We start from the raw sequence: 13,097 nt of genomic DNA on the forward strand, positions 1-13,097 counted from the left end.
GATTCCAAGGAAAGTGAGTTACACAAGCTTGCGTCTATTACCCAGGTAGAAAACGTCTTTTACTCCTGAATTCTGAATTCTGCTGTATAAGATTTATCTATAGAATTCCTATTTGATTTTTGAAAAAGAAAAACTCCGTACAGATCGAAAAGGCTGGTTTCCAACTCCGGCTCTACTGTAGCAAAATCTTGAAATGGTATTATTGTCAAGACTACTTTATCCGGTGCTGGTTAACTAAACTACTCCATAGCTCTTTGAGCGATCGCAGTGGGAACTGTGTGGAATCCGTTGAACTCACGGTATGCTGCACAATCCGGCGACTGCATCGTTCAATTGGTAACACCAGAATCTAACTTCCATCAGAGATGGACAGACGCGGTTTGCGAGATGTCTAACAGGAGCTATGAATCCGGGTGAAAAGGCAATAATGTGGGTATCAAAAATGGCGAATTTAACTGAATTTACATTATTTGCTCCTCGCAACAAAGGAGCAGCTTTAATTGGGTCTTTTTCAGATTGGAAAGAAATTCCAATGCAAAAAGGTGAAGATGGTTATTTTCGTACTCAAATCAACTTGGAAGACGGGATTTATGAATATAAATTTCGTATTCAAACCAAAAGTCCAAATTTTGCACCGGATGAATGGATAGATGTCATCGATCCGAAAGCAACAGATGTTAATGAAACCGAAAAATATAGCCGAGTACGCATTCATAATGGACTACGCATTGTTGATACTTACCTTTGGTTACACGATGAAATGCCGTTGCCTGATAATCGGGAATTAGTCATATATGAAATGCACGTTTCGGATTTTACTGATGATGAAATTGGCTCAGACAAGGCAGGCAAATATTTAGGAATAATTGCTAAATTAGATTATCTTTGTGAATTGGGAATTAATGCAATTGAATTAATGCCAGTTAATGAGTACCCTGGGAATTATAACTGGGGCTATAAAGTTCGCCATTTCTTTGCTACAGAATCTAGTTACGGTTCAACAGAAGATTTAAAGCGGTTGATTGACGAGTGTCATGGTAGAGGGATTCGCGTATTTATGGATGGAATTTATAACCACACAGATGAAGAATGTCCCTTAATAATGATTGACCGAAACTATTGGTACTACGAACACAAGCATTATCCTGAAGACCCAGATAATTATTGGGGGCCAGAGTTTAACTATGATTTTGACGATAAAAACTTAAATATTAAGCCTGCATGGGAATACATCGGCGATGTAGTAAAGTTTTGGATTGAAGAGTATCATATTGATGGAATTCGCTTTGATGCAGTGCGGCAATTGGCTAACTTTGAATTTCTCAACTGGCTGACTATACAAGCGAAAAACTATGCTGCACCCAAGCAGTTTTACAATATTGCTGAACACATTCCCGATACAAACACTGTAGTCAAGCCTAATGGCCCCTTAGATGCTTGTTGGCATGAGAGCTTTCGCTACTTTTTAGTTCCATATATTTGCGGGAAATCGTTTGAATTAGAACAACTCAAGCAGATTTTAGATCCTAAACAGCAGGGTTATGCGATCGCTACCAATGTGATAAATTATTTGGCAACGCACGATCGCGAACGTGTATTACGAGAATTAGGCAATTGCGGCATCTTTAATGCAGCAGCATTTGAACGAGCCAAGTTAGCAGCTGTTTTATTAATGACAGCAATGGGTATACCGATGCTGTGGATGGGAGAAGAGTTTGGCGAATACGAGCAAAAAAGTGAAGATGTGACTAAGCCGCAGAAAATTACTTGGTCTTTGTTGTCAGGCGACCAGAATCATGATTTATTTGAGTATTATCAAAAGCTTATTGCTTTACGCCTACAAACTCCAGCTTTGCAAAGTGACAATATTAAGTTTTTCTACGAAAATGCAGATCGGAAAGTGCTGGCTTACACCCGTTGGGATGAGCAAAATTCTCATGTCGTCGTTGTGACAAATTTCTCCGACCAAAATCTAAATCAATATAAAATTTCCGACTTCCCAACTACTGAGTATTGCCGAGATTGGATTAGCAATCAAGAAGTGAAACCTGGAGAAGATGGTTTAGTCACTGACTTGCCAAGCCATACAGCTAAGATATTCGTTTTGCAAACATGACCAACAAAAGGTGGGATGAATAGGAACAAGGGAGGCAGGGGAGGGAATTTTAGGGCGTTGCTGATTGCGGTATGAAAAATAATTTTGCGTTATTTCAAAATCCTTGTAGAGACGTTGCAATGCAACTTGTAGAGACGTTGCATTGCAACGTCTCTACATCCAAATTCATACCTCGATTCAGCAACACCGGAATTTTAGAAGTTACCAAATCATCCTGCTTTCTCTGCAATGCCAAAGAAGCTTTAAGGGACTTGTCATAAGTCAGTTGACTAAAGTGTACCCGATCGAGGTCTATAAGCATTCCACTACTTAGCCTATATTAGCTTTAATCTCAACAACACTTTCACATGAGAATCAAGAAATAAAATTGCTCATACGTCTTTGTATGGCGCAGTCTATCGCCCACCCATCATTAGAATCAGCAAATTTAAGAGGTATAAATGACGCAAGAGGCAATTTTCAGTCCTTTTTTTGCAACAGTGTTTCTGACACTCATAGTCTGGGTGTATATGTACATCCGCCGTATCACTTTCTTCACTTATGCAAAGATCCGTCCACAGGATCTTGGTGTATCCAGTACACTAGCGCAGATATCACCACCAAATGTATCCAATCCATCAGATAACTTCAAGAACCTATTTGAAATTCCGGTACTTTTTTATGCACTCGTTTTATACCTCTTCATTACAAAACAGGTAGATGCAGTGTATGTTAACGCCGCATGGGTCTTTGTTGTGTTTCGCGTATTGCATAGTGCTGTCCATTGCACATTCAATCTGATCATGCTTCGGTTCTATCTCTATCTATTTGCTACGCTTGCGGTGTGGTTCATCGCCATCCGCGCAGCTTTTACATTCATTCAATCCCACTAACTAATACTACAGGCTGCTAATTTGACGGCTAAAGCATGGGGGTATCGCCACGGTTGAGAACCACCAATCCAAATACGTGAAGGTAAATGACCTATTGGTGCTTTGAGACTAAAATCGAATTCCGAGTTGGCAGAACTATAATTGTATATATACCAACCAACTTGATTACAAAAAATTCCATAGTCTCCATTCACGTTTTTGTAAATAAGTGTCTGTACACTAAAACCAAAGTGTCCATGACTGTAATTCACCCATAAAAGGTTAATGGTCTGCAAATCTTGACAGGGAATTTTCTCAACATCGCTACTAAATATATAGCTACCTCTAGGCTTTGCTAGTAATTGACACATCAGTTCCCAAGTCTCTCGATCTGCTAATTGCCATTTTCCTTTTGCTAATAAATTACGCAAATGTGTATAATCAATAGTATTTACTGTATGATAATTAGAAATATTTAGCAATTTATTTGGTTGTTGCTCTAGTTTTTGTAATGCTTCTGTTGCAGATTGGAAGCGTTGAGAAACGGCATTTTGTAAAAGTTTATCTAAGATTTCACAGAGGTGAACGCTAACAGTATTGTCTGCTGGTAAATGTTTTTGCCATACCCAGCGATCGCTAACAATATCGAACAAATCAAAGGGAGAAATATCGGTGAGTAAGTAAATACATGTTACACCCAAGCTGTAAAGATCGCTGGCTGGTAATGCCTTTCCTCGCATTTGTTCGGGAGCAATATATTCTGGACTACCTACTATTGTGCCTGTACGAAGTTGCCTGATATCAGTGGCGAATTTAGCAACTCCGAAATCTATTAAAACCAAGTCTCCTCCAATCGAACGGCGCATAATATTTTCCGGTTTAATATCTCGGTGGATTACTTGTCGTGAATGGATAAATTGCAATGTAATCAATAAACTTTTTAATATCTCCCAAATTTGCGGTTCTTTAAAAACGCCTTGGTGTTGTAATTCCTGGGCGAGTGTTTGTCCCTCCACTAATTCTTCGACGATATAAAACTTTTTATTTTGTTCAAATTGCGCTAGTAGTTTGGGTATTTGCGAGTGTTCTAATTCATTGAGACGAAGTGCTTCCTCGTGAAATAATTTGACTGCTTTGTGCCAAATCTCAGTGTTTTCCTCTTGGAAACATAGCTGTTTGATTGCACATTTTGGTTTATCTGGAAGATGTTCATCAATAGCTAAAAATGTTCTTCCAAAGCCACCACGTCCAATAACAGAAAGTGGGCGATATCGCTGTTTGAGTAATAATTCCTGACCACAACTATTACAAAAACGAGAGATGTCAGAGTTTTGCGGACGCTGGCAATCAATATTGGTACAGTAGCTCATACTATAGAAGTTCTATTTTTTGCAATTACTATATATAAAGTATTCCCATAGGAACGCTCCTTTTACTAACCCTAAACGTGAAAGCCTTAGCAGCGATTTTGTAGAAACCGTAAAAAGATGACCTACTGGCTGTTTCAAAACAACCCCGGCATCCGCAACTTTGAGTAGATGCTTTGGCGGGTAACAGATATGCTTGCTGTTGATGACGTTTTGAGTAACTTTCATTACTTTTGCGTTACTCAAGTTTGTAAATTCTGAACTATATAGTTGCTCAACTTAAGTATTAAATAAAATTATTACCAATAGTCTAGGAAAAGCAAAGACGTGAACCGTTTCAAAAAGCTATCCTCAATTGTGTTTCTGCTATTAGTTTTCATTTATCCACCTAGTTTGGCTGAAGCCAAGGATAATACTGTAAATAATGTTCTCAATGAACAGAGTGTTGACGCACAGACAAAATTAGTTGGAGAGCAAAGTGAAGAACTTTTGTTAGCTCACCGATGGACTCAACGACGTTATCATAGACGGCAACGGGCTAGACAATATTATTATCAACGCCAGAGGAATCGACGACATCATTATAGACGACGTTATCGCTCTGTAGGTTATCACGGACAACCATATCGTCATGGAGAATGGGAACTTGTGCGCGATCGTCATGGAAGATTAATGTATGATTGGCAGCGTTAATAGTAAACTTTACACCCAATTTTGCTAGATAATTTTTATGCGTAAATCCTCATGTAGATTGACTTATTTAAGATAACTAAAACGACTTGAAAATGGAAAAAACTGTATGCCGATGTAAAGTTAAACAACACTCGCCAAGGCTGGAATTCTTTACTCAGTACTCTTCATCCAAGCCCAAGCCAAAATTGCACCAGACGTTATTCTGTATGAAGGTGCAGCTATGGTGTAAGAAATAAAGAACGAACCGCTTTCTCTTCTCCCAAGGGGAGATGCTACGCGAATGAGAGGCTTCCGCCAACGCACAGCGTCTCGTTAGAGAAGAGCGCCAAATAGGCTAAACTACGTGTATATTCTGGCAGAATATTAGTAATACTCTAGAAAAAGTTTTAATATATAGTTTAAGAATACATAGATTTTATCAGCATATATCAAATGATGTTAAGGAGACAAGTATCATGCAAAAAGAATATATGGAAGTTTTAGAAGCATTAATTAATAAATTGACATTATCTGCAATATTAGAAATGTTAGAGCGAATATGTCACAAAAAAGCGGAAAATCTGAGAACTCATTGGCAAGATGAGACTTCAGCAAAGCTTTGGGATAAAGCTGCAAGACAAATAGAACAAATAAATGTTGATGTTTGAGTGAATAATAAAGCGTGGTTAATAAAAGGGATTGAGTACTATAGCAATCCGATTTGATTTCTGTATCCCTCACGGGAGGGTAGGCATAGTTATTTGCGTAGGAGGCAAGAGGCAAGAGGCAAGAGGCAATAGGCAATAGGCAATAGGCAATAGGCAATAGGCACTCTTGCAAGAAGCCTCTTTGAGTTGTACTGAATTTTTTCAGAAATCAAATATGAGTCCTATAGAAAGATTTGCAGTATTTACAATAGCGAAATGTGCGGCTAATCTTTATTCTTTAAAAGAGAGTGGAAACTCTAGGGATCAAGGGCTGTTTTGGTTTATCTGTGGATTAACTGAATCTGCGATCGCTCCGGGCAAATGCACTTTAAAATGGGATAAAAGAGATGTTCGCTAACTATCTGAAATTTACACGCTTATAACTGTACTATCAATCGGTAGTGACAAGTCACGAGACCATTCATTCCAAGAGCCAAAATAATTTCTAGCAGAAATTCCCGCCTGTTCAAGGGCTATTAATGTATTAGCAGCTCTTGAACCTTTAAAGCAGTAGATATAGACAATGGAATCGGAAGTAATATTTAGTGACTGACAAATTTCTCGGATTTCATCTGGCGATCGGAATGTGGGGATTTCTAATTCAGAATTCATCAGATGATGCCATTCTAACCATACTGCGTTAGGAATTCTACCTTTGCGGGGACAATAATCAGGGCTGTAGGGAGAAGAACTCAACCCAAGCCATTCGTTGCGATCGCGCACATCTAATTTAATAATTGCTGGATTGTCAATTGCTTGCAACATCTCGGCTGTAGTCACCATCATATCAGCGTTGGGATGCAATCTAAATATGCTGCTTTCACGTAATGAGATTTCATTGGTAGTAGGTAATCCCTCTATGAGCCATGCTCTATATCCTCCTTGTAAGATAGATACCTGAGCGCAACCCAAATACTTTAGTAAAAAAGCTGCTCGGCAAGATTGACCATAACCTTTATTTAAAGTATCTTCATACACAATTAACTGTTCCGCACCCGATATTCCCAGGTTGCTCAGAATTTTTGCAAAATACTCTTGTAATTCCTTTAATCCTGCTGAGTCGGAATTATCTAAAAGATAGGTGAAAAAATCCCTAATATTTATAGATTCAGGAATATGAGAAATAGCATAATCTTCGGGAGTTCGCGTATCGACAATAACAGCCCGTGATGACTTTTCTGCTAACAGGGACGTGAGTTCTTGAGGCGAAATGAGGAGTTTTGTATTCACGTTTTCATGCTTCTGTTATCCTACCATTAGACATTATCGCGTTCGTATATTTATATTTTGAAATGCAGGTAACAGAAGATTGAATGTTGAATGTTATAAGAAAACTTTTATGGCTGTGTTGTTTGAAAATGGGAACATTCCAATGAATGTAAAAATACACTTACCCTAGTGAATAAGTTTGCAGCTATAGGACTCATATTTGATTTTTGAAAAAGCTCAGTACAACTAGGAAGCCTTCTTTCCCCTTACCTATTACCTCTTGCCTATTCCCTGTCTACACAGATCACTTCATAAATCAAAGCGGATTTCTAGTTTTCAGTAAAACGATCGCTTGTTGGCAATGCTTCGAGCGATCGCGTAGCGTGTGCAAATCACAATCGCCAAATTTTGTCAACTTTCTGTTCGTTGCTTACACCGATGATAACTAGAATTATGAATGCGATCGCTAGCAATGCACCAATACTCAACAAAACTTTGGTAAACAAGACGAGAATGCTGAAGAGATGGATAGGGTAGCACAACTGTGCCACCCTACGAGGATCTATTTTTTTGTACCTCACCGATGCGCGAAGCGGTATAAGACATCTGCGAAAAAGAATATAAAAGCCTTATGCAGTGAGGGTTGATACCTCATTGTAGAGATGTTTATAGATATGAACTTAATGCGATCGCGAACTTAATTCCGAAATTCATCTCAACTAGACTGTAGCATTTCCAAGAGAATCAATGGAGTAATTGCACCATGAAAAACTTCAAAATTGTGACATTAGGGGCATCAGGCGCAGGAAAAACTGTATTCCTAGCTAGTATGTTTAAGGCATTATCAACTCAGAAAAACTCTAATTTTAAGCTTGATGTTGAAGATCCAAACAAACGAAAATTACTAAACTCCACCTATACACAGATACTGACTGGAGATACTTGGCCTCCTGGAACAAAAAACATTTCCGAATGGACATTTACTTGCCAAATTCAAACAGAAGATTTTGATAAGTATAATGCTTGTCAATTCACTTACTTTGACTACGCTGGAGGTCGTCTAACTGATATAGAGAAAGATGAGGATTTGGAAAACGTCGTACAGCAAGCTGATACAGTTTTAGGATTACTAGATGGTCAGAAAATATATGCTTGGCTAAATGGTAGCGATCAACTACGAGCCAATGTATTTTTAAGTACGGATTTACCCAATATTCTCAAACGGATGCAGAAGCTTACAGTTCCAGTTCACTTTGTTATTACTAAGTGGGATGTTCTGAATCAGAAGTTTACCCTATCTCAAATACGTGAAAAACTTCTCACTATTCCTGCTTTTGCACAATTAATCAAAAGTCGAGGCGAAGCAGATTCTATTGTCCGAATCATTCCAGTTAGTGCTATAGGTTTGGAATTTGCTACTCTGCAACCAGATGGAAGTATGAGAAAGAATCCAGGTAAAATTCCATTTCCTTTTTTGCTAGAAGCGCCTATATCCTGTGTTTTGCCAGATAGACTACAACAATTACATAATCAAAAACAAGCACAAGAAAAACAACTAGAACAACAAATTCAGAAGATAGATGATGGCAATATTTTGCTTGGCGCATTAGTTGGTGGTCTAGATTTTTTAGGAATTGGATTAGATGGATTGGGACTATTGCTAGAGATTGATGATACGGCTGAAATCAGAATGGCTAGATTCTTTACTAAAGCAACTTCAATGGTTACTTCTTTAGTGAAAGGTGGAATAAAAGGAATTAATGAAAAAATAAGTAAAGGCTCTCGTAAAAAGAAAGAAACTACGCTCAAATCCGTTAAAGACGAACAGTCTGCTCTAATACACGCAATGAACGTCTTTTATGATTTTGAAAAAGATTTAATAGATAGTTTTCCAGACTCTAAATTAGTTTAGCCCTATATCAATAAATCTTATAAAGGTGCAATGAATAACTACAGTATTATTACTCTTGGAGCATCTGGCTCTGGTAAAACTATATTTTTAGCTAGTCTTTTCAAGGTATTTTCAACACAAGGAAAGTTTGGCTTTTCTCTAGATGTTCAAGACAATTCTAAAAGAATGGTTTTGAATAAGATATTTGCAGATTTGACTACAGGAGAACAATGGCCTTTAGGCACTAGAAATATTTCTGAATGGGCATTAACTGCCTATGTAAATAACTCAGGAATATCTAAGATTCCCGCCTGTAAAATCACCTATGTTGATTATAAAGGAGGTCTAATCACTGACGTATCAACAGAGGATGAAGAAAATTACGGCGGTTACAACAATTTGGAAACCTACGTTAAAGAAGCGGATGCAGTTTTAGTAATCTTAGATGGTCAAAAGCTACTTTCTTTGATGCAGGATTGCGACTTAACTAATAAGGTTGTTTTCAGATGGCTAAATGAAGACCTATCGGCCCTCATGCAAATGGTTGATAAATGTAATAAATATATTCCCGTTCATTTCATCATTAGCAAGTGGGACTTACTTGAAGGTAGCTACTCTCTAGCAGATGTAAAAAAACGCTTGCTGAATAATGTTTCTGAATTTTATAACGTAGTTGACAATAGGAGAAAAGTAGGTTGTCCGGTACGTTTGATTCCTGTCAGTTCTTTAGGTAAGGGTTTTGCAATCCTACAACCTGATGGACAGATGAAAAAGCTTTCAGTAAATCCACATCCAATGAATGTAGAGTGTCCCCTAGCTTTTGCTTTGACGGATAAGCTACCAAATCCAGGCAGACCAAAACAAAAGCCTTTCAAACTCACACTATGGGATTGGATTGTCATTGGACTTTGTATTGTTTTCATTCAACCTAGCAACGGGTTAGTGCTGGTTATTGCCATTGGTTATTTTGGCTATCGTCTATTGAGGAACAAAAAGCAAAGATTAGATGAAATTTCATCGAGCGAAGAGGCATTTGAACAAATTTTGAGTAAATGTGAAGAAATTAAAAAACAATTCAATGCTGATTTTCCTGACTCTGATCTTGCTAAAATACCCTCTTTTAAATCTAGGTAATAAGTATTATGACAATTCAAGCTTGGACTTTTCTTATTAGCCGAAATCAGTCAATCGACTACAAAACTGTAGTCGCACCTGATTTTATTTCTGAAGCTAAAATTCGTAGTTTGCTCACTAAAGTTACAGAAGAAGATTTTACTGAAAGTGGGCAAATAAGTATTCGTGAGGTAAATGGCTCTGAAGTTGGCAACTTTACTGTTGTTTTTCGTTCGGTTAAAGCTAGAAACAACGACATAGGAGAGGAGGGTAATGAAGTATTAAAAGATGCATTTGGGAGAGAAATTTATTGGGTGGAGGGACTCGTTTTTCAGAAAAAATTGCCCGAAATTCAGTGTAAAATTGGAGAAAGTCATCTCGCTCAAGCACATCGAGAACTACAAAAGAAGTATCGGGAGTTTTGGTATGAGGATCAGCTCAGTATTTCCTATGCGATTGATTTGGTAAAAGTTACATCTGAGCCAGACAATAAGTTTAGAGTGCTAGAGCCATTGGTGATTACACCAAGACCTCAATTAGCAGAGTATCAAGTACCAAAAAAAAAAGAACTTAAAAACTATAAATATCCTCCCAGCAAATCTGTGAAAAACAAAACAAGTTTATTTAGACTGGTTTTGATTGCAATTACAGCATTATTATTGACTGGGATAGTTTGGAAAGTGTGGTCGGACTCGCAGCCAAAGATATGCCTGTATGTTACTCGAGATGTACAAATTGAATTTAATCTGCCAAATCAAACTCCCTCATCACCAAAGGTATTATCTGGAATTGAGGATCTTAAAAAATTAAAAAAAGAAAACGAAGCAGCTTGGATATTGCTAAACGGTTCTTTGGACGTAGAAAAATCTCTTGCCAATCAGATTAAAACAGAAGTAGACAAACAAAAAGAAAGAACAATAAAAGCCGGGAGTATTACAATAGTTCCAGATGGAAAGACCCCATTAAAATTAAACATCAAGAATCACCCGATTGACTTAGCGATCGCCCTACTTCAAAATAAAAAGGTTACTAGCGGCAAACTTCAGGCAACAATAATTGAACCAGTTTCGCAAAAAGCATTGTCCTGTAATGCTTTACAAATGTAATTATTTACTCAAATTGGGAATGTTTTTGTTAACTCTAGGTTTTCTATAGCAATCCGCTTTGATTTCTGTTCGCGAAGCGTGGCGTAGCTATAATTATTTGTGTAGGAGGTAAGAGGTAATAGGCAATAGGCAATAGGTAAGAGGTAAGAGGCAATAGGTAAGAGGCAAGAGGCAATAGTTAAGAGTTAAGAGGCAATAGGCAATAGACTTCTTGCATAAGTAGGGAAAAGGGTAAGGGGAAAGGGGGAAAGGTTCTGTATTGTCCCCTTCCCCTGGTTGGTGAGCTTGCCGAACCATAACCTTTAGCCTTTTCCCCCTCTTGCAAAAAGCACTCTTGCAATAGTCAAGAAACCTCTTTGAGTTGTACTGAATTTTTTCAGAAATCAAATATGAGTCCTATACTCCAATACAGTTCAGTTAAGCTTTTTTCTCTCCCCCTGCTTCCCCTGCCTCCCCTACTCCCCCTGCCTGCCTTAACAGATAAATTTGCTTAACCCAAGCGTATTGTCCTAGACTCTGTATCGTTCTTGTCTATTAATTCTCTAATCTTTCTTTCTTCCCAGCCTGAACCGAGAAAACCTGTAATACCGAACACGGTAATGCGTGAGCAACAACAGCAATTCTCCATCCTAAGTAGAGGCGACTTCCTCATTACCGTTGAGAAAACCGAGCGGTTCGTTAAGCACTGCTGATGTCTACAGAGTATGCAGCGATCGCTATTCCTTCTAAAACTCGATAAGGATCGCTCTCTACAACACTCCGATCCATAAATGCGTCGCGATCGCCTTCATCACAACCTTAAGGTGAAACGGTATAAGTGGGTGTAACTTCAAGGAAAATGTCAATTTTTCGGGTGTACAAATTGACTGTGATTTAATCCTCACCAACGCAGAGATAAGTTCTAGTTTGGAAATAAAAGCTTCATGGAAGCTAAAGAGCTTTGAGCGGATACATATTTAAGGGATCTTAAATGCTAGGGGATTAAAATCTAAAGTGGTGTTAAACCTTAACAACGGTTAACGATCGCATTCACTGCGGTACAAATACCTCGGAAAGGCTGAAAGCGTACTTTTTGGTGACTTAATGATATCAGTTTAACGGGTTAGGCTAAATACTTCCCTATTATTCTGTTTCAGATTGTTTTCTGTCAAAATCAGATTAGGCATCTCTTGCCAGCATTGGCGGCAGAACCAGTAGGTTTCTTGTAAACGAATGTGACGAAGCATTTTGTTTGAACAGCAAGGGCAGTTTGTCCGAGATTTCATAGAATTGTTGTTTTATTAAAAAAGTTAAACACAAACAGGTAATTTGCTCTTGGCTTCACTACCAACAGTTTTAATCTATAAACAGAAAATAAAGAACTAATAAAGAAATAAAAGTAGTTAACAAGTTTTAAAAAATCTCAACAAACACTTAATTCGCATAGACATCGCTCATTTTTTAAGACAGTCTATTTATACAAGAACGATTACGCCCATTTGCTTTAGCTTGATAAAGGGCTTGAGCTGCTGCCTCGATCAAATCCAAAGGAATCATATTAGGCATAGGAATAACCGTGGCAATTCCGATACTTAAGGTGACGTGATGCTTCACAGCCGATGCAGTATGAGGAATATTTAGCTGTTCTAGAGCTTGATGAATTTCTTGGGCAACGTAAAAAGCCCCATCACTAGCAGTATTAGGCAAGATGACAACAAACTTTTCTTTGTCATAACGAGCAGCTAAATCTCTAGAACGTTTGACACTTTGTTCAAAAGCTTGGGCAATCAAGCGCAAACAATCATCTCCGATCGCATGACCATAAGTATCGTTATATTGTTTAAAATAATCAATGTCGCATAAAAGTAATGAGATAAAACCTTGTTCTTGTAAAAGATATTGCCAAATAGAATTAAGCTTATTATTAAAACATCGACGATTGGCAATTTGAATTAATTCATCTACTATCACCATATTTTTAAGTTGGTGTTGGCACGCTGCCATTTTTGACAGGACTTACGCAACTGGCACAGCGTGATCGCTATTTTATAGTATTTATGTACTATATAAAGTGGCTGACCCATAG

The 13,097-nt window shown here is 37.9% G+C and carries 13 protein-coding genes; 8 read left to right on the forward strand and 5 right to left on the reverse strand.

What is annotated here, in order from left to right; all coding sequences use genetic code 11:
- Window positions 1-211: 211 nt before the first annotated feature.
- Window positions 212-343: a hypothetical protein gene (locus RMX98_RS23515; RefSeq protein WP_322679680.1), complete on the reverse strand. Its 132-nt coding sequence runs from the start codon at window positions 341-343 to the stop codon at window positions 212-214.
- Window positions 344-442: 99 nt separating this feature from the next.
- Here RMX98_RS23515 and RMX98_RS23520 point away from each other — a divergent pair, with 99 nt between their 5' ends.
- A complete protein-coding gene (locus RMX98_RS23520; protein WP_322679681.1) occupies window positions 443-2,116 on the forward strand; it encodes an alpha-amylase family glycosyl hydrolase in 1,674 nt (557 codons plus the stop codon).
- A gap of 94 nt (window positions 2,117-2,210) precedes the next feature.
- On the opposite strand, the gene RMX98_RS23525 is transcribed toward RMX98_RS23520, so the two are convergent.
- Window positions 2,211-2,417: a hypothetical protein gene (locus tag RMX98_RS23525; RefSeq protein WP_322679682.1), complete on the reverse strand. Its 207-nt coding sequence runs from the start codon at window positions 2,415-2,417 to the stop codon at window positions 2,211-2,213.
- 139 nt (window positions 2,418-2,556) lie between these two features.
- Here RMX98_RS23525 and RMX98_RS23530 point away from each other — a divergent pair, with 139 nt between their 5' ends.
- Window positions 2,557-2,988 carry an MAPEG family protein gene (locus RMX98_RS23530; RefSeq protein WP_322679683.1) on the forward strand — a complete coding sequence of 144 codons (432 nt, stop codon included), beginning with the start codon at window positions 2,557-2,559 and terminating at the stop codon, window positions 2,986-2,988.
- Here RMX98_RS23530 and RMX98_RS23535 read toward each other — a convergent pair.
- Window positions 2,985-4,337: a serine/threonine-protein kinase gene (locus RMX98_RS23535; RefSeq protein WP_322679684.1), complete on the reverse strand. Its 1,353-nt coding sequence runs from the start codon at window positions 4,335-4,337 to the stop codon at window positions 2,985-2,987. The two genes, RMX98_RS23530 and RMX98_RS23535, sit on opposite strands and share 4 nt — an antisense overlap.
- 324 nt (window positions 4,338-4,661) lie before the next feature.
- Between RMX98_RS23535 and RMX98_RS23540 the strand changes: the two genes are divergently transcribed.
- From RMX98_RS23540 to RMX98_RS23550, 3 genes are all read left to right on the forward strand, one after another.
- Window positions 4,662-5,027 (forward strand): hypothetical protein, encoded by a 366-nt coding sequence (locus RMX98_RS23540; protein WP_322679685.1) that lies wholly within the window; start codon window positions 4,662-4,664, stop codon window positions 5,025-5,027.
- 455 nt (window positions 5,028-5,482) lie between these two features.
- Window positions 5,483-5,674 carry a hypothetical protein gene (locus RMX98_RS23545; RefSeq protein WP_322679686.1) on the forward strand — a complete coding sequence of 64 codons (192 nt, stop codon included), beginning with the start codon at window positions 5,483-5,485 and terminating at the stop codon, window positions 5,672-5,674.
- A 214-nt stretch (window positions 5,675-5,888) separates the two neighbouring features.
- The gene (locus RMX98_RS23550) at window positions 5,889-6,071 is read left to right on the forward strand and encodes a hypothetical protein (RefSeq protein ID WP_409881783.1); all 183 of its coding nucleotides are present in this window, start codon (window positions 5,889-5,891) and stop codon (window positions 6,069-6,071) included.
- A gap of 11 nt (window positions 6,072-6,082) precedes the next feature.
- Here the strand turns inward: RMX98_RS23550 and RMX98_RS23555 are convergent, their stop codons facing one another.
- Window positions 6,083-6,943: a sulfurtransferase gene (locus RMX98_RS23555; protein ID WP_322679687.1), complete on the reverse strand. Its 861-nt coding sequence runs from the start codon at window positions 6,941-6,943 to the stop codon at window positions 6,083-6,085.
- A gap of 742 nt (window positions 6,944-7,685) precedes the next feature.
- On the opposite strand from RMX98_RS23555, the gene RMX98_RS23560 reads away from it, so the two are divergent.
- From RMX98_RS23560 to RMX98_RS23570, 3 genes are read left to right on the forward strand one after another with little or no spacing between them, the layout of a single operon-like run.
- Entirely contained in the window at window positions 7,686-8,834 is a 1,149-nt protein-coding gene (locus RMX98_RS23560; RefSeq protein ID WP_322679688.1) for a hypothetical protein, read from the forward strand.
- Window positions 8,835-8,864: 30 nt separating this feature from the next.
- A complete protein-coding gene (locus RMX98_RS23565) occupies window positions 8,865-9,947 on the forward strand; it encodes a hypothetical protein (RefSeq protein ID WP_322679689.1) in 1,083 nt (360 codons plus the stop codon).
- Window positions 9,948-9,955: 8 nt separating this feature from the next.
- On the forward strand, window positions 9,956-11,032 hold the full coding sequence (locus tag RMX98_RS23570) for a hypothetical protein (RefSeq protein WP_322679690.1): 1,077 nt from the start codon (window positions 9,956-9,958) through the stop codon (window positions 11,030-11,032).
- 1,440 nt (window positions 11,033-12,472) lie between these two features.
- On the opposite strand, the gene RMX98_RS23575 is transcribed toward RMX98_RS23570, so the two are convergent.
- Window positions 12,473-12,985 carry a diguanylate cyclase gene (locus RMX98_RS23575; protein ID WP_322679691.1) on the reverse strand — a complete coding sequence of 171 codons (513 nt, stop codon included), beginning with the start codon at window positions 12,983-12,985 and terminating at the stop codon, window positions 12,473-12,475.
- Between the last annotated feature and the right edge of the window lie 112 nt (window positions 12,986-13,097).

Origin of the sequence: Nostoc sp. DedQUE02 (genome assembly GCF_034531035.1) — a bacterium.
Classification (GTDB): domain Bacteria; phylum Cyanobacteriota; class Cyanobacteriia; order Cyanobacteriales; family Nostocaceae; genus Nostoc.

Excerpts from the sequence above, each read along its gene's own strand:
- RMX98_RS23545 (WP_322679686.1), top strand. The coding sequence starts at position 5,483 with ATGCAAAAAGAATATATGGAAGTTTTAGAAGCATTAATTAATAAATTG.
- RMX98_RS23520 (WP_322679681.1), top strand. The coding sequence starts at position 443 with ATGGCGAATTTAACTGAATTTACATTATTTGCTCCTCGCAACAAAGGA.
- RMX98_RS23530 (WP_322679683.1), top strand. The coding sequence starts at position 2,557 with ATGACGCAAGAGGCAATTTTCAGTCCTTTTTTTGCAACAGTGTTTCTG.
- RMX98_RS23575 (WP_322679691.1), bottom strand. The coding sequence starts at position 12,985 with ATGGTGATAGTAGATGAATTAATTCAAATTGCCAATCGTCGATGTTTT.
- RMX98_RS23560 (WP_322679688.1), top strand. The coding sequence starts at position 7,686 with ATGAAAAACTTCAAAATTGTGACATTAGGGGCATCAGGCGCAGGAAAA.
- RMX98_RS23525 (WP_322679682.1), bottom strand. The coding sequence starts at position 2,417 with ATGCTTATAGACCTCGATCGGGTACACTTTAGTCAACTGACTTATGAC.
- RMX98_RS23535 (WP_322679684.1), bottom strand. The coding sequence starts at position 4,337 with ATGAGCTACTGTACCAATATTGATTGCCAGCGTCCGCAAAACTCTGAC.
- RMX98_RS23570 (WP_322679690.1), top strand. The coding sequence starts at position 9,956 with ATGACAATTCAAGCTTGGACTTTTCTTATTAGCCGAAATCAGTCAATC.
- RMX98_RS23550 (WP_409881783.1), top strand. The coding sequence starts at position 5,889 with ATGAGTCCTATAGAAAGATTTGCAGTATTTACAATAGCGAAATGTGCG.
- RMX98_RS23565 (WP_322679689.1), top strand. The coding sequence starts at position 8,865 with ATGAATAACTACAGTATTATTACTCTTGGAGCATCTGGCTCTGGTAAA.